Here is a 21,542-nt window from a genome sequence, read left to right as displayed (position 1 = left end):
ACCATGGAGCGTGTCTACCAGAGTTCAGACGTCGGTGATGGTCGGCGCAACCGCATCGACCGCGAAGGAGGCGACGCGCCAGCGTTGCGCACCGAACACGCGTTGCGCGAAACCTTGAACAACACGGTCGGAGGGCAGCACATGTCAGCAAACACTGAACGCGTTGGTGCGGTAGCAGCGCGCCGGCCGGCAATCGGGACAATGCGATTGCGGTTGAAGCCCGCACACCGATCGTGTGGCTTCGTGCAGGGAGCATGGTGGCCGCGATCGACGAGGCTTACCGCCGAGCTTCCCGGACTGCTCGACGCACTCTCGTTACGGTTCGGGCCGATTGACCGAGTGCGGTATCACCAAACTGATTGGTCATCAACACCGCCGAGCGTCGACCACAAAGGTGGCGATGTCATTCTCGACACCAGCCAAGACACACCGAACGTCGTAACAGTTTTCGGGAAGCGGGTTGGGAAATTGGCCCTCCTGCTGGTTCCGCCATACACCGAAGCCAGCGATGCGTACACGGCGATGACAACCGCGGCCAGCGCCGGGAATGTTTCCACCCCCGACCGGCTACTCGGAATCAGCGAGCGCCGCGCCAAGGATCGCCAACAAGCCTTAATAGCGCTGAACCGCTGGGAATCTGAGGGAGGAGCTCAGCGGGACCTGCCCGCACGATCGCGGCCGTACATCGTTGAGCCGGACCAGAAATTCTCCGCTGGGGCCACAGCGGCCGCCGGCGCGAGATCAGAAGCGAAGGGGCGACGATGAATTCGACCGTGAGGCTGGGGCGGGTAGCCGGTGTGACCGTCGGTGTGCACTGGAGCGTATTGGCCATCGTGGTGCTGCTGATCGGCGGTCTGTCGGTGCGTTTTTCGCGGCTCGCCGCAGGGTTCCCGTCAGGCGTATATCCGCTGGCGGCGGTGGTGGCCGCTGTGCTGTTCGTGGTGTCATTGCTGGCCCACGAACTGGCTCATGCGATCGTGGCGCAACGCAACGGCGTGGAAGTGGAGGGCATCACGCTGTGGCTGCTCGGTGGGGTCGCCCGGCTGCGCGGCGAGGCGCCCACGCCTGGTGCTGATTTCCGCATTTCTGCGATCGGCCCCCTCACTAGTCTGCTGATCGCAGGCGTATTCGGCGCACTGGCCTGGTTGGGCAATCTGGCCGACATGAACGCCCTGATGGTGGCGGTGCCCGGCTATTTGGCCGTGATCAATGTGGTGCTGGCCGTCTTCAATACCATCCCGGCGGCGCCATTGGATGGCGGGCGGATCCTGCGCGCCGCGGTATGGGCGTGGCGAGGCGATCGGCTCACCGCGACGGTGGTAGCCGCAAGGGCGGGCCGGATTTTCGGCTTCACCCTGATCGCATTGGGCATCCTGCAAACTATCGGTGGTGGCCTCGGAAACGGCCTGTGGTGGATCCTGCTCGGCTTGTTCGTAGTCACCATGGCCAGCGCCGAGGAGCACCATGCCCGGACAAGCGCGGCGCTGGCCGGAGTCCGGGTTCGCGACGTCATGACCGAGCACCCCGAAACGGCGGACGGCAACTCCAGCATCGCCGAGTTCCTGCGCGACGTCGCGCTGTTGCGTCGGCACTCCGCATTCCCGTTACTCGACCCCGCCGGACGGCTGCAAGGCCTCGTCACCCTTAACCGGATCCGCGCCGTTCCGGCCGACCACGCTGCTGCGCGAAGTGGCCTGCCCCCCGGAGGAGATCCCGCGGGCCCGGCCCGACGAACCGCTGTCTGGTTTGCTCTCCCGGCTCAAAGGGTGCGCAGATGGCAGGGCGCTCGTATTCCGCGATGACGACGTGGTTGGCATCGTCTCGCCTAGCGACATCAGCCGCGCGGCGGCGCTACACGGGCTGGGCGTGCGGACGGGAACCAGCGGCGCCGACATGGCCGAAACCCCCTCCGGGGTGAACTAGCCTTCGGCACGCGTTGCGGGTTCGACTCTGATGGCCATCGACAAAATTCAAACCCCATGACCGTCGGGTGTCGGTGCCGCCGCCCGGCTGGATCGTGGATTTCGCTCACCGGGAGTTGAAGCCCCGACCGCACGGGCGAGGTGGCGCAATGACCGCCAAACGTCTCGCTTTCGCCTGGTAGCCCCGAGTCCGGAAGCGGCGCAATGCACTAGGTGGTGGCGCTGCCAACGTTTCAGCTGGTCGAGACGCTCCCGCGGGCGGCATTAGCGTGACGGCGTGGCCCTCGTCGTCCCGCTGCCGATTCGCCGGCCCCGCGCAGATCGCGCCCGCCAGGTCGCCGACGTGCTGCGCTTCCAAATCCACACTGGCGGCTACGACGACAGCCTGCCCGCCGAACACGACTTAGCCGAAGAATTCGCAGTGTCCCGCAACACGATTCGCGCGGCCCTCGCGGCGTTGAAGAACGAGGGTCTGATCGACCGCGGACCGAAAGTCGGAACCCATGTGGCACAACGTAAATACGACCATGGGCTCGACCACCTGTTGGGGCTGAAGGAAACCTTCAAAAGCCACGGCGAGGTCCGCAATGAGGTCCGCGCCGCGATGAACCTCCCTGCTCCGCCGTCGGTGGCGCAGCGGCTGCAGTTGGCCCCGGGCCAGCCGGTGGTGTTCATCGAACGGCTGCGCTACCTGGGCGGGCTGCCGCTGAGCCTGGATCTGACCTACTTGACGCCCGACATCGGGGCCGAAATCCTGACTCAGCCGCTGGAAACCAACGACGTGTTCGCGCTGATCGAACGGCGGCATCGCCTCGGCTCGGCGACCCTGGCCCTGGAGGCCATCCCCGCCGACGCCCACTCCGCTGCCACTCTGCAAGTGCCCGACGGTGCGCCGCTGCTCATGCTGGAGCGGCTCACCAGCCTCGACGACGGCAGACCCGTTGACTTGGAATACATCCGGATGCGTGGTGATCGAATCACTATGCGCGGCAACCTGACAAGGAGCACCTCGTGACACTGGTCAATCAGCGCGGTGATGTCCCGGTGACCATCGACGAGTCGCTGTGCATCGACGGTTGCACGTTGTGCGTCGATATCTGCCCGCTGGATTCGCTTGCCATCAACCCCGAGACCGGGAAGGCCTTCATGCACGTCGACGAATGCTGGTACTGCGGCCCCTGCGCGGCCCGCTGCCCGACCGGCGCGGTGACTGTCAACATGCCCTACCTCATTCGCTGATTGCGGTCGTCCCAGGACATCTCATGAGAACACTTACCGCCATGCTGGCGTCGATGGCGCTGATCGCAACGGGTTGCTCACTGGACTCCACCGACAGTGTCAACGTCGTCGTCGGCTATCAGTCCAAGACCATCAACACGGTGACCGCCGGCACGTTGCTGCGTGCGCAGGGCTACCTCGAGCGCCGACTCGCCGAGGTAGGCCGTCGCACCGGCACCCGATACCGGGTGGTGTGGCAGGACTACGACACCGGCGCGCCGATCACCGCGCAGATGGTCGCCGAGAAGATCGACATCGGCTCGATGGGCGATTACCCGATGCTGATCAACGGCTCCAGAACCCAAGCCAACGACCGCGCCCGGACGCAGATCGTCTCGGTCACCGGTTACAACGCCAAAGGCGCGTTGAACATGGTCGTGGTACCGCCGAACTCAACGGCGACAGCCTTGACCGGGTTGGCCGGCACGAAGGTCTCGACCAGCATCGGGTCGGCCGGTCACGGCACGCTGGTGCGGGCGCTGTCCAGCGCCGGCATCAACCCCGCCGACGTCGAAGTCTTCAATCAGCAACCACAGGTCGGCGCGTCTGCGCTGGAATCGGGTCAGGTGCAAGCACTCTCACAGTTCGTTGCCTGGCCGGGCCTGCTGGTCTACCAAGGCAAGGCCAAGCTTCTCTACGACGGCGGCGAGCTGAACTACCCGACGCTGCACGGTGTCGTGGTGCGTCGAGCGTATGCCGCCGCCCACCCGGAAGTGCTCGACGCGTTCTTGCAGGCCCAACTCGACGCCACCGATTTCCTCAACCACACTCCACTCGAGGCCGCACACATCGTCGCCGATGCCAGCGGATTGCCGCAGGAAGTCGTCTACCTCTACAACGGCCCGGGCGGCACCACGTTCGACACGACCCTCAAGCCGCCGCTTATCGATGCGCTGAAAGGCGATGTGCCGTACCTGAAGTCAATCGGCGATTTCGCCGACCTCGATATCGACGGCTTCGTGCAGGACGGGCCGCTGCGGGCGGCCTTCGCGGCCCGAAAGCTGGACTACGGCACGACGGTGACCCCAGCGGCGCCCGGCGGCGAACTCTGGCTGGCGGATTCAGCGGCCACCCGGCAGGTGGCGGATCCGACCGTCCTGCTCAAGGAGATCCGGGAGGCGACGGCCCGCGGCGGCCGCGTCCGGGCAGCCTATGTGCGCGACGCCGAACTGGGCACCCGCTGGTTCGCCGACAAATCAGTGTGGGTGCGCGACGGCGAACAGTATCTGCCGTTCGACACCACGGCGGCTGCACAGCGCTATATCGCCGGGCACCGCGGCAGCGTCGCACTCGATTATCAGCAGGCGCTGGAGGGCGTGGCATGACCGCCGTCAGTATCAGCGCCCCCGTGGCCGCTGCGCCGGTCGCCTTGCCGGCGCGCCCGCAACGCTCACTGTGGCGGCTGCGGCTGCTGCGGCTCACGTCGGTGGCGGCCGCGATCGGCTTGTGGCAGCTGCTCACCGCCGGTCACGTGCGGCCGTGGCTGCGATTCGACACGCTGCCCACCGTCACCGAGATCGTGACCGCGCTGACCCGGCGGCTGCACACCGATGAGTACTGGCTTGACTTGGGGCAGTCGCTGATTCGCATTCTGACCGGCTTCGGGCTGGCCGCTGTCATCGGCGTCGCGACCGGCATCCTGCTGGCCCGCTCACCTGTATGCAGCGACCTACTGGGCCCGCTGACCGAACTGGCCCGCCCGATCCCGGCCATCGCGGTGGTGCCGGTGGCGATCGTGCTCTTTCCCACCGACGAGGCCGGCATTGTGTTCATCACGTTCCTCGCGGCGTATTTCCCGATCATGGTCAGCACCCGTCATGCGGTGCGGGCGCTGCCCACGCTCTGGGAGGACTCGGTGCGCACCCTGGGCGGCAATCGATGGGATGTGCTGACCCAGGTGGTATTGCCGGGCATTCTGCCGGGCGTGTTCGGCGGACTGTCGGTGGGCATGGGCGTGGCGTGGATCTGTGTGATCTCCGCGGAGATGATTTCCGGGCGGCTGGGGGTGGGCTACCGAACCTGGCAGGCCTACACCGTGCTGGCGTATCCCGACGTCTTCGTCGGCATCATCACCATCGGCGTGCTCGGATTCGCCACTGCCGCGGCAGTGGAGTTAGTGGGCCGCCGCGTGACCCGTTGGCTACCCCGCGGCGAGGAGAACGCGCGATGACGGCCGGAATGAGCCTGGCACTGGACCGGATCCGACTGTCCTACAACGGGACGACGGTCATCGAGGGCCTGAGCCTGGCAGTGCGGCCCGGTGAGATCTTAGTGCTGACCGGGCCGTCGGGTTGCGGCAAGACGACGGTGCTGCGCGCGCTGGCTGGGCTGCTGCGGCCCGACACCGGCCGCGTGCTCGCCGACGGAGCCGAAGTCGGTGCGACGTCGGGCGAGCGCGGGGTGGTGTTCCAGGACAACGCGCTGCTGCCGTGGCGTAGCGTGCGGTCCAACATCGAGTTGGCGTTGCGGTTGCGCGGCCAGCCCCGAACCTCTCGGCGTGCCCAAGCCAATCGTTGGATCGCCGAGCTCGGGCTGACCCGTTTCGGTGATTACCTGCCCAAGAACCTGTCCGGCGGAATGCGCCAACGCGTTCAGTTGGCACGCGGACTGGCCGGGGCACCGCGCGCGGTGATGATGGACGAGCCGTTCGGCGCGCTGGACACCCAAACCCGCGCCGCGATGCAACGACTGCTCATCGACTCCTGGCGCGCCCATCCGACGACGATCGTGTTCGTCACCCACGACGTCGACGAAGCGCTCGCCCTGGGTGACCGGGTCGCGGTGCTGGGCCGCGCCGGAGAACCGCTGCGCGCGCTGGTCGACGTGTCCTCGCCCCGCACCGCGGAAGCCAGGCCCGCCTTACGGGCCGAAATCATTGCCGCACTGGAATACCCGGTAGCCGCATGACGCAGATCCCCGATCCGGCCACTCCGCTGCGGCTGGACTGTGATGTGCTGGTCATCGGTGGCGGCACCGCCGGCACCATGGCCGCGCTCACCGCCGCCGAGCGCGGCGCCCAGGTGCTGCTGCTGGAGAAGGCACACGTCCGGCATTCCGGTGCGTTGGCGATGGGCATGGACGGCGTCAACAACGCCGTCATCCCGGGCAAGGCTAACCCCGAGGATTACGTCGCCGAGATCACCCGCGCTAATGACGGAATCGTCAACCAGCACACCATCTATCAGACCGCGACCCGCGGGTTTGCGATGGTGCAGCGTTTGGAACGCTACGGAGTCAAATTCGAGAAGGACGAGCACGGCGAATATGCGGTGCGCCGGGTGCACCGGTCAGGCTCCTACGTGCTGCCGATGCCCGAAGGCAAGGACGTCAAAAAGGCGCTGTACCGGGTGCTGCGTCAGCGATCGATGCGTGAGAAGGTCCGCATCGAGAACCGGCTGATGCCGGTACGGGTGCTGGTTTCCGAGGGCCGCGCGGTCGGCGCCGCCGCATTGCACACGCGCACTGGCGAATTCGTCGCCATCGGTGCCAAGGCGGTGGTACTGGCCACCGGCGCCTGCGGTCGGCTCGGCCTGCCCGCCTCGGGATATCTCTACGGCACCTACGAGAACCCGGCCAACGCCGGTGACGGGTATTCCATGGCCTACCACGCCGGCGCGGAGCTTTCCGGTATCGAGTGCTTTCAGGTGAACCCGTTGATCAAGGATTACAACGGGCCGGCCTGCGCGTACGTGGCCAACCCGTTCGGCGGCTACCAGGTCAACGCATTGGGGGAGCGGTTCGTCGACTCGGACTACTGGTCGGGCCAGATGATGGCCGAGGTCCGTAGTGAAATCGAGTCCGCGCGCGGGCCGATCTACCTGAAGGTGTCGCATCTGCCGGATGAGACGCTGAGCGCGCTGGAAAACATCTTGCACACCACTGAGCGACCGACTCGCGGCACCTTCCACGCCAACCGCGGGCACGACTACCGCACCCACGACGTGGAAATGCACATCTCCGAAATCGGCTTGTGCAGCGGGCATTCCGCGTCCGGGGTATGGGTCGACGAGCAGGCCCGCACCACGGTGCCAGGTCTATACGCCGCTGGTGATCTGGCCTGCGTTCCGCACAATTACATGATCGGTGCGTTCGTGTTCGGCGACCTCGCCGGCGCACACGCCGCGTCGACGCTGGCTGACGTGGTCGCGCCTCGACAGCTTCCGCCAGACCAGCTGGTCGACGCGCACGAACTGATCTACCGCCCGCTGCGTCACCCCGACGGACCGCCGCAACCTCAGGTCGAATACAAACTGCGGCGATTCGTCAACGACTATGTGGCACCGCCGAAGACAGCCGCCAAGCTGTCGATCGCGGTGCGGACCTTCGAGCGGATGCGCGACGAGATCGCCGGGATGGGCGCTCGCACGCCGCATGAGCTGATGCGCGCGGCGGAGGTGTCGTTCATCCGTGACTGCGCCGAGTTGGCCGCCCGCTCGTCGCTGACTCGCACCGAGTCGCGCTGGGGCCTCTATCACCAACGCGCCGACCTGCCCGCCCGCGACGATCAGCAGTGGGGCTACCACCTCAATGTGGGCAAGGCCGCTGACGGATCGATGCAGTTCCTGAAGCGGCCGGTGGCACCGTATTTCGTGCCGGTGCCCGGACTGGATGTCCTGCCACCGGCCGACCAAACTGTGCGGACCGTGCAGCAGCCGGAGCTGGTCGGCGGTAAAGCCCCGCCCGGCGGGCAAACCCGGGTCGGCGCCGCGCCGTCGGCTGAGCCGCCGTCGCCGCGCATCGCCGGGGTGCTCGCGCTAGACGAACCGACCGTCGCGGAGCTAGCCGCTTTCCTGACCGACGCAGACGCCGGGGTTCGCCGGACAGCGGTGACCACGCTGACCGAGCACATGCCCGACGGCTACGCCGCGGCGCTGCTGGACGCGCTGGACGACGTCGACGCCGCGGTGCGCGGCACCGCCGCCGCCGGTGTGCGCGAACTCGTCGAAGTGCTGCCGCAACCCGAAGATGGGCGCAGGTTTCTGTCCTCGGCCGACGCGGTGGTCCGGGCTGTTGCGGTCTACCTGCTGGCTAGTCGACGCGTCGGCGACGCCGCGGAATACCGGCATGCGCTCGGCGACATCGACCACCGGGTGCGCATCGAGGCGGTGCGCGCGCTGGTCTCGGTCGACGATGCGGCCGGCGTCGGCGCGGCCGCCGACGACGGCAACCGGGAGGTCCGCATCACCGCGGCCAACGGCCTGGCCACACTGCGCGCCGGCGCCGACGCCGTCCGCACGCTGCTCGCCGACCCCGATCCACTGGTCCGTGCCGCAGCACTTGCGGCGGTCGGCGAATTAGGCTGCCACGCTGAGGATCTGACCACTGTCGAGCAGGCACTACGGTCACCGGCCTGGCAACTACGGGAGGGCGCGGCGCGCGCCCTGTCGGGGGCGCCGGCAGAGCCGGCAGTTCCGCTGCTCGTGCAGGCGCTGGGCGATGAGCACCTCGACGTCCGCAAGGCGGCGGTGCTGAGCCTGACCCGGTGGGGCGGCGAAGCCGCGGTCCGCGACGCGCTGAGCGTCGCGCTCAAAGACAACGACGCCGACGTCCGCGCCTACGCCCGACGAGCATTGGCCGCCGACTCCGCATAGCCCGTTGACCAGCACCGCCGTGCGGCCCGCAGGTGGCCGCCGGTCAAAGCGGCGAATTTCGGCAATCAGCATCGGCCCGGATGGCTAGGCTTGGCGAGCGTGGCGACTTCGGGTGATTCAGCCAATTCCCGGCTCTCCGTAGACGACTGGGTGCAGGAAGGTTTTCGGGTACTCGCCGAGGACGGCATCAAAGCCCTGACTCTCGACCGGCTCTGCCGTCGGCTCGGGGTCACCAAGGGCAGCTTCTACTGGCACTTCAGCGACATGAAGACCTACCGCAAGGCGCTGATCGACGCCTGGGCGGCCGTCCGCGACGAGGATCGCTGGTATTTCGACGAATTGGCGGCTGACCCGCCCCGCCAGCGGCTCTCGCGGATGATGACCGCGCTGGTCGGTCCGCGGCACTGGATGCTGGAGCGCGCGATGCGGGAATGGGCGCGCTCGGAGACGGCGGTCGCTCATGCGGTGCGCGCCTCCGACCAACGGGTCGTCGCTGCCGTGCGGCAAGCCTTCGTCGACGACGGCTTCGACACCGATCAGGCCGATATGCGGGCCAACGCCACGTTTGCCGCTGGGATCGGGTTCCTGCACCTGTCCGGTTCGCGACCGAGCCCACAGGCCGCCGGGCGTCGCGAGGCGTTCCTCGAGGTGATGCTGCGGCATTGACGGCGCGCGATCACACCCGAAAACGCCTGCGGGACCGCGGCTGACCCGTACCATACCAAAAGGTATGGTACGGTGCCTGGCATGACGTCACCCGTGGCTGCGCCGGGAATCACCGACGAGTTCGTGGCCCGGTTGGCCGAACGCGCCGGCGAGGCGGAGAAGCTGCGCCGACTGCCGCAGGCCACCATTGACGACTACCGCGCTTGCGGACTGGCGCGGCTGCTCCAACCGGCGCGCTACGGCGGGCAGCAGGCGGAGTTTCCCGAGATCTTCGATGCGGTACGGCGGATGGCCCACGGTTGCGCGTCGAGTGCATGGACGCTGGGCTTCTACACGCTGCACAACTGGATGCTGGCGCTGCTGAGCGAGCAGGCTCAGGACGAAGTGTTCGCCGACGGGCCGGTGCTGTGTCCGGCGCCGCTGGCGCCGACGGGACGGGGGACACCGGTCGACGGCGGTTTTCGGCTGACCGGGCGGTGGTCATGGGCCACCGGCGTAATGGATGCCGACTGGGTATTGGTCGGCGCGTTCTGCGACCCGGACCCGGCGCTGGTGCTGTTGCCGGCCGCCGACGTCCACGTCGAAGACGTCTGGCATACCGCCGGCATGTGCGCGACCGGTTCCAACGACGTCATCGTCGACGACGTCTGGGTCCCCGGCCACCGCCTGGTCAAGGTGACCGACATCTACGCAGGCACCACGCCGGGGGCGCAGTTGCACGACGCCGCGACCTACCGCTGGCCGATGGTGCCTGCCCTGGCCCTGACCGCCGCGATGCCCGCGCTGGGTTCGGCGGAGATGGTCGCCGACACCTATGCGCGGCGACTCGGCGAGCGGGTGCTCGCGTATTCCGGTGTGGCGCAAAAGGACCAACCGGCCGCACAACTGCGACTCGGCCAGGCGCGGGTACGGCTGCGGGCGCTGCGCGCGTTACTCGACGACACCGCGAGCCGGATCCAGGACGCCGTCGGTAGCGGGCAGCGGGTCAGCCGTGCCGCCCGTGCGAACGCCCGGGTGGCCGCCGCGCATATCGTGCACGAATCACGTGCCGTGATTGCCGATCTGCTGGAAGCCTCCGGAGCCAGCGCGCAATTTCTGGACAACCCGTTGCAGCGGGCCAAGCGGGACGTCGACGTCATCTCCGGGCATGTGGTGTTCGACTACGACGTCAGCCGCGAGCTGGCCGGCGCGCTGGAGATCGGTGTGAAAGTCTCACCGATCGCGATGATCTGACACAGCATTGCGCCGAGATCGACGTTAGAGCCCATTTTTGGCACTGGATTGACTCTAGCGTCGATCTCGGCGCGAAACCCTAAAGTCCCAACGCGCGGTAGGTGCGACGCACGAACTTCGGTTGCACGGCTTGCAGTTTGGCCTGCGACGTGTTGCCGCCGACCGCGGCGGCGGCATTCGAGGAGAGCGTGGGCAGATTCTGAACCAGGTACAGCAGGATCAGGTCGGCGGCCGGATCGGCTTGCCACCACGTCCCGTAGGCGCCTGGCCAACTGAACGTTCCCAGCCCGCCCGGCCCGAACAGCGGCGCGGACTTGGCCGGATCGGTCACCACCGACAGGTTCAGCCCGAACCCGCGGCCGATCCAGAACGGTGCCCCCAGGAAGGAATGCCGCTTCTGGTCGGCAGTGAGCCAGTCGGTGCGCATCGTGCGTGTCGACTCTTCGGAGAGCACCCGTATCCCGTCGAGAGTCCCGTCACCCAGCAGCATTTCGCCGAATCGCAGATAATCGTCGGCGGTCGACCACAGCCCGCCACCGGCGTTACAGAAATCCGGCATCGTCAGGTGCGGCGGCCCCATCGCGTCGTCGCGCAGTCGGTCGTTCTCGTCGAGCCGGTACATCGTCGCGGCGCGTCGGCGCCCCTCGACCGAGACGCAGAACCCGGTGTCGGTCATGCCCAGCGGCTGCAGAATCCGTTCGTCGAGAACCTGGTGGAACGGCTTGCCCTCGATCCGCGAGACCAGCACGCCGACCACGTCGATGGCGTGACTGTAGGTAACCCGGTCACCGGGTTGGTGGACCAGCGGCAGATCAGCCAGCGCGGCCAGCCAGGTGTCCGGACCGTGGCTGAACGGCAACCGAACATATGCCCGCGAGATCGGACCGCCCACCGAGAATCCGTAGGCCAGGCCGCTGGTATGGGTGAGCAGGTCTTCGACCAGGATCGCCCGCTGCGCCGGATGTGTCCGATCCAGTGGGCCGGTCGGGTCGTCGAGCACGTACATGTCGGCGAACTCGGGCAGCCACCGCGAGATCGGCGCGCGCAGCGCAAGCTTGCCCTCGTCGACCAGACTCATCGCGGCGGCGACGGTCACCGGCTTGGTCATCGACGCGATGCGAAACAGCGTGTCGCGCTGCATCGGCAGCCCGGCATTAAGGTCGCGGTAACCGATCTCGTTGACCTGCAGCACTTTTCCGCGCTGCCAAACCATCGTCACTGCGCCGGCGAGCAGGCCGGCATCGCAGGCCTCGCGGATGGAGGCCTGATTTCCCTCGAGATTCACTCGGCCCGCCGTTGCGCCTGGACATACCAGAACGTCATCTCCCCGCCCCACCCTTCGCGGTACACCGCCGCCGCGTCCAGCGACGCGATGTCCCAGCCCGCATCGCCGAGCACGTCGCGCAGCGTCTGCTCAGACACCGCGGGCCGGGGCCACTCGTCGTCTGGCGGGTTGGCGTCGGAGAAGCAGCTGAGCAACAGGGTCGCGCCGGTCCGAGTGGCGCGGTGCACCGCGCGGGCGTAGCTGCGTTTGCCATCCTCGTCGAGGCAGTGGAACATGCCGCTGTCGATGACGGTGTCGAAGGCGTCGGTGTAGCCGGCCAGGGTGGTCGCGTCGCCCACCGTGAACGTCACGTTAACTCCCGCGTCGTTGGCGCGGCGCTCGGCGGTGATCAACGCGGTCGGCGAGATGTCCAGCCCGGTGACGCGGAAACCGTGCCCGGCCAGATAGACGGCGTTGTCACCGAGACCGCAGCCGACGTCGAGGACCTCGCCGTGCACCAGGCCCTGCTCCTGCCAGGCGATGACGTTGTCCTTGGGCGCCTTGGTGTCCCACGGTGGTGTCGTCACCGCCGGCCGGCCCCCGCCCGGGCTTTCCCCGCGGTAGAGGGCGTCGAAATCGATCCCGGGAAAGCCACCCGATTCGGTGCCTGTCATTTTCGCCAGGGTAGCCCCTGCCAATTGCCCGGCTCGCCCCCGCACGCGGGGGACCCCCACCTCAGGACGCGGGTCGTCCTGCATCGTCGCCGGGCGCAGTGCTAGGCTGCCGGGCAGTCGACATCCTTTAACGATCCGTCCGGTGAGGCGGAGAAGGAGGTCAAGGTCTCGCATGGGTGCTGCGGGTGACACCGGCACCGGCCGCGAATTGATGTCGGCGGCCGACGTGAGTCGCACCATTTCCCGTATTGCGCACCAGATCATCGAAAAGACCGCGCTGGACGGCCCCGACGCGCCGCGGGTGGTGTTGTTGGGCATCCCGACCCGCGGGGTGGCGCTGGCTGAGCGGCTGGCCGCCCACATCGCCGAATTCGCCGGCGTCGAGGTCGCGCACGGTGCTTTGGACATCACCTTGTACCGCGACGATCTGATGCAAAAGCCGCCGCGCCCGCTGGAGGCCACCTCGATCCCGGTTGGCGGCATCGACGACGCGCTGGTGATCCTCGTCGACGACGTGCTCTATTCCGGACGTTCGGTGCGCTCGGCGCTCGACGCGCTGCGCGACCAGGGCCGGCCGCGGGCTGTGCAGTTGGCCGTGCTGGTCGACCGCGGCCACCGCGAGCTGCCGGTGCGCGCCGACTACGTGGGCAAGAACGTGCCGACCGCGCGCAGCGAGAGCGTGCATGTGCTGCTCGTCGAACACGACGACCGCGACGGGGTGGTGATCTCTCGATGAGCCCGAGGCATCTGTTGGCCGCCGGTGACCTGTCCCGCGACGACGCCACCGCGATCCTCGACGACGCCGACCGGTTCGCCGAGGCCCTGGTCGGCCGCGAGGTGCGCAAGCTGCCCACGCTGCGGGGCCGCACCGTGATCACGATGTTCTACGAGAACTCCACCCGTACCCGGGTCTCGTTCGAGGTGGCCGGCAAGTGGATGAGCGCCGACGTGATCAACGTCAGTTCGACGGGATCCTCAGTGGCCAAAGGGGAGTCGCTGCGCGATACCGCGCTGACCTTGCGCGCGGCCGGCGCCGACGCCTTGGTGATCCGCCATCCGGCCTCGGGTGCGGCGCATCGGCTCGCCGACTGGACGGCCACCGAATCCGGTGGGCCGTCGGTGATCAATGCCGGCGACGGCACCCACGAGCATCCGACCCAGGCGCTGCTGGACGCGCTGACCATCCGCCAGCGACTCGGCGGTATCGAGGGCCGCCGCGTCGTCATCGTCGGGGACATCCTGCACAGCCGCGTTGCCCGGTCCAACGTGATGCTGCTGGCGACCTTGGGTGCCGAAGTGGTGCTGGTAGCACCGCCCACCCTGCTGCCGGTCGGGGTCGCCGACTGGCCGGTCACCGTCTCCTACAACCTGGACGCCGAACTACCCGCCGCCGACGCGGTGCTGATGCTGCGCGTGCAGGCCGAGCGGATGAACGGCGGCTTTTTCCCGACGGCGCGCGAATACTCGGTGCTCTACGGACTCTCCGACCGGCGGCAGGCCATGCTGCCTGGCCACGCCGTGGTACTGCATCCGGGCCCGATGCTGCGCGGCATGGAGATCGCGTTCTCGGTGGCCGACTCTTCGCAATCTGCGGTGCTGCAGCAGGTTTCCAACGGGGTGCATGTGCGAATGGCGGTGCTGTTCCACCTGCTGGTCGGGGCGGAGGACATCGCAGCGTGAGTGTGCTGATCCGTGGTGTGCGTCTGTACGGCGAGGGGGACCGGGTCGACGTGTTGGTCGACGACGGTCAGATCGCCGAGATCGGTGCGGGACTGGCGATTCCCGATTCCGCCGACGTGATCGACGCCACCGGTCAGGTGCTGCTGCCGGGATTCGTCGATCTGCACACCCATCTGCGTGAACCGGGCCGCGAATACGCCGAGGACATCGAAACCGGTTCGGCCGCAGCCGCACTCGGCGGCTACACCGCGGTGTTCGCGATGGCCAACACCAATCCCGTCGCCGACAGCCCGGTGGTCACCGACCACGTGTGGCATCGCGGCCAGCAGGTCGGCCTGGTCGACGTCCACCCGGTGGGAGCGGTCACTGTCGGCCTGGCCGGCACCCAGCTCACCGAGATGGGCATGATGGCCGCCGGCGCCGCACAGGTGCGGATGTTTTCCGACGACGGTAAGTGCGTCTACGACCCGCTGGTGATGCGCCGTGCCCTGGAGTATGCGAGGGGCCTGGGTGTGCTGATCGCCCAGCACGCCGAGGAGCCCCGGCTGACGGCCGGAGCCGTCGCCCACGAGGGCCCCAACGCGGCGCGGCTGGGCCTGTCGGGATGGCCCCGGGCTGCTGAAGAGTCCATCGTCGCCCGCGACGCGCTCTTGGCGCGCGACGCCGATGCCCGGGTACACATCTGCCACGCCTCCACCGCCGGCACTGTCGAGCTTCTGAAATGGGCTAAGCAGCAAGGCATTTCGATCACCGCCGAAGTGACACCGCATCACCTGCTACTCGACGACAGCCGGCTCGCCAGCTACGACGGAACCAACCGGGTCAATCCGCCGCTGCGCGAGGCCGCCGACGCGATCGCGCTGCGTCAAGCCTTGGCAGACGGGGTAATCGACTGTGTGGCCACCGATCACGCACCCCACGCCGAGCACGAGAAGTGCGTCGAGTTCGCCACGGCGCTGCCGGGCATGCTCGGGTTGCAGACCGCGCTGTCGGTGGTGGTGCAGACGATGGTGGGTCCGGGCCTGCTCACGTGGCGGGGCGTGGCGCGAGTGATGAGCGAAAACCCCGCCCGCATCGGCGGGCTGCCCGACCAGGGCCGCCCGCTGGAAGTCGGCGAACCGGCCAACCTGACCGTGGTGGACCCCGACGCCAGCTGGACGGTGGCCGGCGCGGAGTTGGCCAGCCGATCGGCAAACACGCCCTACGAATCGATGACGCTGCCGGCGGCGGTGACCGCGACGCTGCTGCGCGGCAAGGTCACCGCCCGCGACGGGAAGAGCCCGGCATGAACTCCGGGACGCTGGTGATCTCGCTGATCTTCGCCGCCGTCGTGGTGGTCGGGATCACGTTTGTGATCCAGCTGATGATCCGCGGTTGGCGCCGCCGCGGCGAGCGGCAGGCCGCGCTGATCGGCACGCTGCCGCCGGTGCCCGACACGGTGGGCGCGCCCACCGTCGCGCCGACCCGCGGCATCTATGTCGGCTGCACGCTGGTGCCCAGCTGGCACGACCGGGTCGCGGTCGGGGATCTGGGCTACCGCACCAAGGCGGTGCTGACCCGCTATCCGGAGGGGATCATGGTGCAACGCAGCGGTGCCCGGCCGATCTGGATTCCGCAGGAGTCGATCAGCGCCGTCCGCACCGAACGCGGCATTGTCGGCAAGGTAACCCCGCGCAACGGGATTCTGGCCATCCGCTGGCGGCTGCCGTCCGGCGCTGAGATCGACACCGGCTTCTGCGGCGACAACCGTGATGACTACGCCCGCTGGGTGCCGGGGGAAAGCGGTTCTCATGAGTAAAGCAGTGCTGGTCCTCGAGGACGGCCGGGTCTTCACCGGGACTCCGTTCGGGGCGGTCGGTCAAACGCTCGGCGAAGCGGTGTTTTCCACGGGGATGTCGGGCTATCAGGAGACGCTGACCGACCCCAGCTACCACCGTCAGATCGTGATAGCGACTGCTCCGCAGATCGGTAACACCGGGTGGAACGACGAGGACGCCGAGAGCCGCGGCGATCGGATCTGGGTCGCCGGCTACGCCGTGCGGGATCCCTCACCGCGCCCGTCGAACTGGCGCGCCACTACCACGCTCGAAGACGAACTGGCGCGCCAACAGATCGTCGGGATCGCCGGCATCGACACCCGCGCGGTGGTGCGGCATCTGCGCAGCCGCGGTTCGATGAAGGCGGGCGTGTTCTCCGGCGACGCGCTCGCCGACCCCGACGAGCTGATCCAGCGGGTGCGCGGTCAGCAGGCGATGCTGGGCGCCGACCTGGCCGGCCAGGTCAGCACCGACGGCAGCTATATCGTCGATCCCGAAGGGCCGCAACGGTTTACCGTGGCCGCGCTCGACCTCGGAATCAAGACCAACACGCCGCGCAACTTCGCCCGCCGCGGCATCCGCAGCCACGTGCTGCCGTCGTCGACGACATTCGAGCAGATCGCCGAGATCAAACCCGACGGCGTCTTCCTGTCCAATGGCCCCGGCGACCCGGCCACCGCCGAGCATGTCGTCGAGGTGACCCGCGAGGTGCTCGGCGCCGGAATCCCGTTGTTCGGCATCTGTTTCGGCAACCAGATTCTGGGCCGGGCGTTGGGTCTGTCGACATACAAGATGGTGTTCGGCCACCGCGGGATCAACATCCCGGTGATCGACCATGCCACCGGCCGGGTTGCGGTGACCGCACAGAACCACGGCTTCGCTCTGGAAGGCGAGGCGGGCCAGCGGTTCGACACACCATTCGGCCCGGCGGTCGTCAGCCATACCTGCGCCAACGACGGCGTCGTGGAGGGAGTCAAACTTGTTGACGGGCGGGCCTTCTCGGTGCAATACCATCCGGAGTCCGCGGCGGGCCCGCATGACGCGGAATACCTGTTCGACCAGTTCGTCGACCTGATGGAGGCCCGGCGATGAGGGCCACCACCCCCGCGAGCGTGCGTGTTTGTATGCCGACACGCCGTAAATGGCGTACATCTGTGCACCCTCGCGGCCGAACGGGAGGGGGGCGCTGATGGCGCGTCGCACCGACCTCAACCATGTCCTGGTGATCGGGTCCGGGCCGATCGTCATCGGGCAGGCCTGCGAGTTCGACTATTCGGGCACCCAGGCCTGCCGGGTGCTGCGCGCCGAGGGTCTGCAGGTGAGCCTGGTCAACTCCAACCCGGCCACCATCATGACCGACCCGGAGTATGCCGACCACACCTACGTGGAGCCGATCACCCCGTCCTTCGTCGAACGAGTCATCGCCCAGCAGGCCGAACGCGGCAACAAGATCGACGCGCTGCTGGCCACCCTGGGCGGCCAAACCGCGCTCAACACCGCGGTCGCGCTCTACGAGAACGGGGTGTTGGAGCGCTACGATGTCGAGCTGATCGGCGCTGACTTCGACGCCATCCAGCGCGGCGAGGACCGCCAGCGGTTCAAGGACATCGTCGCCAAGGTCGGCGGCGAATCCGCGCGCAGCCGCGTGTGTTTCACGATGGACGAGGTCCGCGAGACCGTCGACGAGCTGGGGCTGCCGGTGGTGGTGCGGCCGAGCTTCACCATGGGCGGTCTCGGCTCGGGAATGGCGCACAGCGCCGAGGAAGTCGAGCGAATGGCCGGCGCCGGCCTGGCCGCCTCACCGAGCGCCAACGTGCTGATCGAGGAATCCATCTACGGCTGGAAGGAATTCGAGCTCGAGCTCATGCGCGACGGCAACGACAACGTCGTGGTGGTGTGCTCGATCGAAAACGTCGACCCGATGGGTGTGCACACCGGTGACTCGGTGACCGTCGCGCCGGCGATGACGCTGACCGACCGGGAATACCAGCGGATGCGGGATCTGGGCATCGCGATCCTGCGTGAGGTCGGCGTGGACACCGGCGGCTGCAACATCCAGTTCGCGGTCAACCCGCGCGACGGTCGGCTGATCGTCATCGAGATGAACCCGCGGGTGTCGCGCTCGTCCGCACTGGCGTCCAAGGCCACCGGGTTCCCGATCGCCAAGATCGCCGCCAAACTGGCCATCGGCTACACCCTCGACGAGATCCTCAACGACATCACCAAAGAAACCCCGGCCTGTTTCGAACCCACGCTGGACTACGTCGTGGTCAAGGCGCCGCGGTTCGCCTTCGAGAAGTTCGTCGGCGCCGATCCGACACTGACCACCACAATGAAGTCCGTCGGCGAGGCAATGTCGTTGGGCCGCAACTTCGTCGAAGCGCTCGGCAAGGTGATGCGGTCGCTGGAGACCAGCCGCGCCGGGTTCTGGACCAAGCCGGACGCCGACACTGACGTCGAGGCCACCCTGGAGCGACTGCGCAACCCGACCGAGGGCCGGCTCTACGACATCGAGTTGGCGCTGCGGCTGGGCGCCTCGGTCGAAGCGGTATCGGACGCCTCCGGTGTCGACCCGTGGTTCGTCGCACAGATCGCCGAGCTGGTGGTGCTGCGGCGCGAGTTGGCCGACGCCGCGGTGCTCGACGTCGACCTGCTGCAGCGTGCCAAGCACAACGGGCTGTCGGATCGCCAGATCGCGGCGCTGCGACCGGAATTGGCCGGCGAGGACGGCGTGCGGTCATTGCGGGGACGGCTGGGCATCCACCCGGTGTACAAGACGGTGGACACCTGCGCGGCGGAATTCGAGGCCAAGACGCCGTACCACTACAGCAGCTACGAGCTCGACCCCGCCGCCGAAACCGAAGTGGCACCGCAGACCGAGAAACCCAAAGTGCTCATCCTCGGGTCGGGACCCAACCGCATCGGGCAAGGCATCGAGTTCGACTACAGCTGTGTGCACGCGGCAACCACGTTGTCGCGGGCCGGTTTTGAAACGGTGATGGTCAACTGCAACCCGGAAACCGTCTCCACCGACTACGACACCGCCGACCGGCTGTACTTCGAGCCGCTGACCTTCGAAGACGTGCTGGAGGTGTTCTACGCCGAATCCCAGTCGGGCATCGGCGGTCCGGGGGTGGCCGGTGTCATCGTGCAACTCGGCGGCCAGACCCCGCTCGGCCTGGCGCAACGGCTTGCCGACGCCGGCGTGCCGATTGTCGGGACGCCGCCGGAAGCCATCGATTTGGCCGAAGACCGCGGCGCCTTCGGCGACGTACTCAACGCGGCCGGGCTACCGGCGCCGCGCTTCGGCACCGCGACCACCTTCGAGCAGGCCCGCCGGATCGCCGCCGAGATCGGCTACCCGGTGCTGGTGCGGCCGTCGTATGTGCTGGGCGGTCGGGGCATGGAGATCGTCTACGACGACGAGACGTTGCAGGGCTACATCGCCCGCGCCACCGAGTTGTCCCCCGAGCACCCGGTGCTGGTCGACCGCTTCCTCGAGGACGCCATCGAAATCGACGTCGACGCACTGTGCGACGGCAGCGAGGTCTATATCGGCGGCATCATGGAGCACATCGAAGAGGCCGGCATCCACTCCGGGGACTCCGCGTGCGCACTGCCCCCGGTCACACTGGGGCGCACCGATATCGACAAGGTGCGACGGGCTACCGAGGCGATCGCCCACGGCATCGGCGTGGTGGGGCTGCTCAATGTGCAATTCGCGCTGAAGGACGACGTGCTCTACGTGCTGGAGGCCAACCCCCGCGCCAGCCGCACGGTGCCGTTCGTCTCGAAGGCGACGGCGATACCGCTGGCCAAGGCGTGTGCGCGAATCATGCTGGGCGCCACGATCGCCCAGCTGCGCTCCGAGAAGCTGCTGGCGGCCTCCGGCGACGGTGCCAGCGCGGAGCCACACGCTCCCATCGCGGTCAAGGAGGCGGTGTTGCCGTTCCACCGGTTCCGCACCGTCGACGGGTCCGGAATCGACTCGCTGCTGGGGCCTGAGATGAAATCGACCGGCGAGGTGATGGGTATCGACCGCGACTTCGGCAGCGCATTTGCGAAAAGCCAAACCGCGGCATACGGCTCGTTGCCGGCGCAGGGCACGGTGTTCGTGTCGGTGGCTAACCGCGACAAGCGGTCGCTGGTGTTCCCGGTCAAGCGCCTGGCCGACTTGGGCTTTCGGGTGCTGGCCACCGAAGGCACCGCGGAGATGCTGCGGCGCAACGGTATTCCATGCGACGAGGTGCGCAAACACTTTGAGCCGCCGCAACCGGACCGCCCGCCGCTGTCGGCCGTCGACGCGATCCGCGCCGGCGAGGTCGACATGGTAATCAACACGCCCTACGGCAACTCCGGCCCACGCATCGACGGCTACGAGATCCGTTCGGCGGCAGTCGGAATGAACATCCCCTGCGTGACGACCGTGCAGGGCGCCTCGGCCGCCGTCCAGGGCATCGAAGCAGGCATCCGCGGAGACATCGGCGTTCGCTCGCTGCAAGAGCTGCACAGCGCCATCGGCGACCATCGAGCATGACCGGATTCGGCGTCAAACTGGCCGAGGCCAGATCGCGGCGCGGACCGTTATGTCTCGGGATCGACCCGCATCCTGAACTGTTGCGCAGCTGGGATCTGCCGCTGACAGCCGACGGGTTGGCCGCGTTCTGCGACACCTGTGTGCAGGCGTTCGCGCAATTCGCCATGGTCAAACCGCAGGTGGCGTTTTTCGAGGCCTATGGTGCGGCCGGATACCAGGTGCTGGAGCACACGATCGGTGCCCTGCGTGCCGTTGGTGTGCTGGTGCTGGCCGATGCCAAACGGGGTGACATCGGGTCGACGATGGCCGCCTACGCCGACGCGTGGCTGGGGGAGTCGCCGCTGGCCGCCGACGCGGTGACAGCCTCGCCCTATCTGGGTTTCGGTTCTCTGCAGCCACTGCTGGATACCGCGGCCAGCCAGGGGCGGGGAGTGTTCGTCCTGGCCGCGACTTCCAACCCGGAGGGCGCCGGCGTGCAGCGGGCGATGAGCGGCGGTCGCACCGTCGCACAGGCGGTGGTCGACGACGTCGCCGCATGGAACCGGACGCGCCAGCCCGCCTCGGTGGGCGTGGTCGTCGGCGCCACGCTGGCCGAGGTGCCCGATCTCAGCGACCTCGATGGGCCGGTGCTGCTGCCTGGCATCGGCGCCCAGGGCGGCCGGCCCGACGCGTTATCGCGGCTGGGCGGAGCGAGTTGCAGCCAGTTGTGGCCCGCGGTGTCCCGCGACGTGCTGCGGGCCGGACCGGATGTCGGCGCGCTGCGCGCGGCCGGTGAGCAGATGCGCGACGCGGTGGCATACCTGACTGCGGGATAGCGCCGGTGACCAGTCGAAGGAATGGCGGACCACTCGGTGGTGGTCCGCCTTTCCTTCGGGGCGGA

The 21,542-nt window shown here is 67.9% G+C and carries 19 protein-coding genes; 17 read left to right on the top strand and 2 right to left on the bottom strand.

Features of this window, described 5'->3' with window-relative positions; translation table 11 throughout:
• The first annotated feature begins 3 nt into the window (after nt 1-3).
• The 10 genes from A5707_RS24410 (at nt 4) to A5707_RS08240 (ending at nt 10,690) form a co-directional block, all read left to right on the top strand.
• Entirely contained in the window at nt 4-765 is a 762-nt protein-coding gene (locus A5707_RS24410; protein WP_331713127.1) for a DUF5994 family protein, read from the top strand.
• The gene (locus A5707_RS08280) at nt 762-1,802 is read left to right on the top strand and encodes a site-2 protease family protein (protein ID WP_232000670.1); all 1,041 of its coding nucleotides are present in this window, start codon (nt 762-764) and stop codon (nt 1,800-1,802) included. The genes A5707_RS24410 and A5707_RS08280 overlap by 4 nt, the downstream gene beginning before the upstream one ends.
• A 397-nt stretch (nt 1,803-2,199) precedes the next feature.
• Complete coding sequence (locus A5707_RS08275; RefSeq protein ID WP_065014019.1) at nt 2,200-2,937, top strand: GntR family transcriptional regulator; 738 nt, start codon at nt 2,200-2,202, stop codon at nt 2,935-2,937.
• Nucleotides 2,934-3,161 (top strand): 4Fe-4S dicluster domain-containing protein, encoded by a 228-nt coding sequence (locus A5707_RS08270; RefSeq protein ID WP_065014018.1) that lies wholly within the window; start codon nt 2,934-2,936, stop codon nt 3,159-3,161. The genes A5707_RS08275 and A5707_RS08270 overlap by 4 nt, the downstream gene beginning before the upstream one ends.
• A 23-nt stretch (nt 3,162-3,184) precedes the next feature.
• On the top strand, nt 3,185-4,525 hold the full coding sequence (locus A5707_RS08265; RefSeq protein WP_065014017.1) for an ABC transporter substrate-binding protein: 1,341 nt from the start codon (nt 3,185-3,187) through the stop codon (nt 4,523-4,525).
• Nucleotides 4,522-5,370, top strand: coding sequence for an ABC transporter permease (locus tag A5707_RS08260; protein ID WP_065014016.1), 849 nt, complete (start codon nt 4,522-4,524; stop codon nt 5,368-5,370). Before A5707_RS08265 ends, A5707_RS08260 begins: the two co-directional genes overlap by 4 nt.
• Nucleotides 5,367-6,107: an ABC transporter ATP-binding protein gene (locus tag A5707_RS08255; protein WP_065014015.1), complete on the top strand. Its 741-nt coding sequence runs from the start codon at nt 5,367-5,369 to the stop codon at nt 6,105-6,107. Before A5707_RS08260 ends, A5707_RS08255 begins: the two co-directional genes overlap by 4 nt.
• Nucleotides 6,104-8,791: a fumarate reductase/succinate dehydrogenase flavoprotein subunit gene (locus A5707_RS08250; RefSeq protein ID WP_065014014.1), complete on the top strand. Its 2,688-nt coding sequence runs from the start codon at nt 6,104-6,106 to the stop codon at nt 8,789-8,791. Before A5707_RS08255 ends, A5707_RS08250 begins: the two co-directional genes overlap by 4 nt.
• Nucleotides 8,792-8,890: 99 nt before the next feature.
• Nucleotides 8,891-9,457, top strand: a complete 567-nt coding sequence (locus A5707_RS08245; RefSeq protein WP_065014013.1) for a TetR/AcrR family transcriptional regulator — start codon at nt 8,891-8,893, stop codon at nt 9,455-9,457.
• Nucleotides 9,458-9,538: 81 nt separating this feature from the next.
• Nucleotides 9,539-10,690: an acyl-CoA dehydrogenase gene (locus A5707_RS08240; protein ID WP_065014012.1), complete on the top strand. Its 1,152-nt coding sequence runs from the start codon at nt 9,539-9,541 to the stop codon at nt 10,688-10,690.
• Nucleotides 10,691-10,769: 79 nt separating this feature from the next.
• On the opposite strand, the gene A5707_RS08235 is transcribed toward A5707_RS08240, so the two are convergent.
• Nucleotides 10,770-11,975: a serine hydrolase domain-containing protein gene (locus A5707_RS08235; protein ID WP_065014011.1), complete on the bottom strand. Its 1,206-nt coding sequence runs from the start codon at nt 11,973-11,975 to the stop codon at nt 10,770-10,772.
• Nucleotides 11,972-12,628 carry a class I SAM-dependent methyltransferase gene (locus A5707_RS08230; RefSeq protein WP_065014010.1) on the bottom strand — a complete coding sequence of 219 codons (657 nt, stop codon included), beginning with the start codon at nt 12,626-12,628 and terminating at the stop codon, nt 11,972-11,974. Before A5707_RS08230 ends, A5707_RS08235 begins: the two co-directional genes overlap by 4 nt.
• Nucleotides 12,629-12,800: 172 nt before the next feature.
• Here A5707_RS08230 and pyrR point away from each other — a divergent pair, with 172 nt between their 5' ends.
• The 7 genes from pyrR (at nt 12,801) to pyrF (ending at nt 21,477) form a co-directional block, all read left to right on the top strand.
• Nucleotides 12,801-13,364, top strand: coding sequence for a bifunctional pyr operon transcriptional regulator/uracil phosphoribosyltransferase PyrR (gene pyrR / locus A5707_RS08225; protein ID WP_065014009.1), 564 nt, complete (start codon nt 12,801-12,803; stop codon nt 13,362-13,364).
• Nucleotides 13,361-14,308 carry an aspartate carbamoyltransferase catalytic subunit gene (locus A5707_RS08220; RefSeq protein WP_065014008.1) on the top strand — a complete coding sequence of 316 codons (948 nt, stop codon included), beginning with the start codon at nt 13,361-13,363 and terminating at the stop codon, nt 14,306-14,308. The genes pyrR and A5707_RS08220 overlap by 4 nt, the downstream gene beginning before the upstream one ends.
• The gene (locus A5707_RS08215) at nt 14,305-15,597 is read left to right on the top strand and encodes a dihydroorotase (RefSeq protein WP_065014007.1); all 1,293 of its coding nucleotides are present in this window, start codon (nt 14,305-14,307) and stop codon (nt 15,595-15,597) included. Before A5707_RS08220 ends, A5707_RS08215 begins: the two co-directional genes overlap by 4 nt.
• A complete protein-coding gene (locus A5707_RS08210; protein WP_065014006.1) occupies nt 15,594-16,106 on the top strand; it encodes a transporter in 513 nt (170 codons plus the stop codon). The genes A5707_RS08215 and A5707_RS08210 overlap by 4 nt, the downstream gene beginning before the upstream one ends.
• The gene (carA, locus tag A5707_RS08205; RefSeq protein ID WP_065014005.1) at nt 16,099-17,217 is read left to right on the top strand and encodes a glutamine-hydrolyzing carbamoyl-phosphate synthase small subunit; all 1,119 of its coding nucleotides are present in this window, start codon (nt 16,099-16,101) and stop codon (nt 17,215-17,217) included. The genes A5707_RS08210 and carA overlap by 8 nt, the downstream gene beginning before the upstream one ends.
• A 97-nt stretch (nt 17,218-17,314) precedes the next feature.
• Entirely contained in the window at nt 17,315-20,662 is a 3,348-nt protein-coding gene (gene carB / locus A5707_RS08200; protein WP_065014004.1) for a carbamoyl-phosphate synthase large subunit, read from the top strand.
• Nucleotides 20,659-21,477: an orotidine-5'-phosphate decarboxylase gene (gene pyrF, locus A5707_RS08195; RefSeq protein WP_065014003.1), complete on the top strand. Its 819-nt coding sequence runs from the start codon at nt 20,659-20,661 to the stop codon at nt 21,475-21,477. Before carB ends, pyrF begins: the two co-directional genes overlap by 4 nt.
• Nucleotides 21,478-21,542 lie beyond the last annotated feature (65 nt).

The organism is Mycobacterium kyorinense, assembly GCF_001672775.1.
Lineage (GTDB): Bacteria > Actinomycetota > Actinomycetes > Mycobacteriales > Mycobacteriaceae > Mycobacterium > Mycobacterium kyorinense_A.
The sequence above is the reverse complement of the archived record's forward strand: the minus strand, read 5'-3'. Positions and strand labels throughout refer to the sequence as shown.

Bases quoted from the DNA above. Each gene is read 5' to 3' on its own strand.
- A5707_RS24410 (WP_331713127.1), top strand. From the start codon at position 4: ATGGAGCGTGTCTACCAGAGTTCAGACGTCGGTGATGGTCGGCGCAAC.
- A5707_RS08280 (WP_232000670.1), top strand. From the start codon at position 762: ATGAATTCGACCGTGAGGCTGGGGCGGGTAGCCGGTGTGACCGTCGGT.
- A5707_RS08265 (WP_065014017.1), top strand. From the start codon at position 3,185: ATGAGAACACTTACCGCCATGCTGGCGTCGATGGCGCTGATCGCAACG.
- A5707_RS08260 (WP_065014016.1), top strand. From the start codon at position 4,522: ATGACCGCCGTCAGTATCAGCGCCCCCGTGGCCGCTGCGCCGGTCGCC.
- A5707_RS08255 (WP_065014015.1), top strand. From the start codon at position 5,367: ATGACGGCCGGAATGAGCCTGGCACTGGACCGGATCCGACTGTCCTAC.
- A5707_RS08250 (WP_065014014.1), top strand. From the start codon at position 6,104: ATGACGCAGATCCCCGATCCGGCCACTCCGCTGCGGCTGGACTGTGAT.
- A5707_RS08240 (WP_065014012.1), top strand. From the start codon at position 9,539: ATGACGTCACCCGTGGCTGCGCCGGGAATCACCGACGAGTTCGTGGCC.
- A5707_RS08230 (WP_065014010.1), bottom strand. From the start codon at position 12,628: ATGACAGGCACCGAATCGGGTGGCTTTCCCGGGATCGATTTCGACGCC.
- pyrR (WP_065014009.1), top strand. From the start codon at position 12,801: ATGGGTGCTGCGGGTGACACCGGCACCGGCCGCGAATTGATGTCGGCG.
- A5707_RS08220 (WP_065014008.1), top strand. From the start codon at position 13,361: ATGAGCCCGAGGCATCTGTTGGCCGCCGGTGACCTGTCCCGCGACGAC.
- A5707_RS08210 (WP_065014006.1), top strand. From the start codon at position 15,594: ATGAACTCCGGGACGCTGGTGATCTCGCTGATCTTCGCCGCCGTCGTG.
- carA (WP_065014005.1), top strand. From the start codon at position 16,099: ATGAGTAAAGCAGTGCTGGTCCTCGAGGACGGCCGGGTCTTCACCGGG.
- carB (WP_065014004.1), top strand. From the start codon at position 17,315: ATGGCGCGTCGCACCGACCTCAACCATGTCCTGGTGATCGGGTCCGGG.
- pyrF (WP_065014003.1), top strand. From the start codon at position 20,659: ATGACCGGATTCGGCGTCAAACTGGCCGAGGCCAGATCGCGGCGCGGA.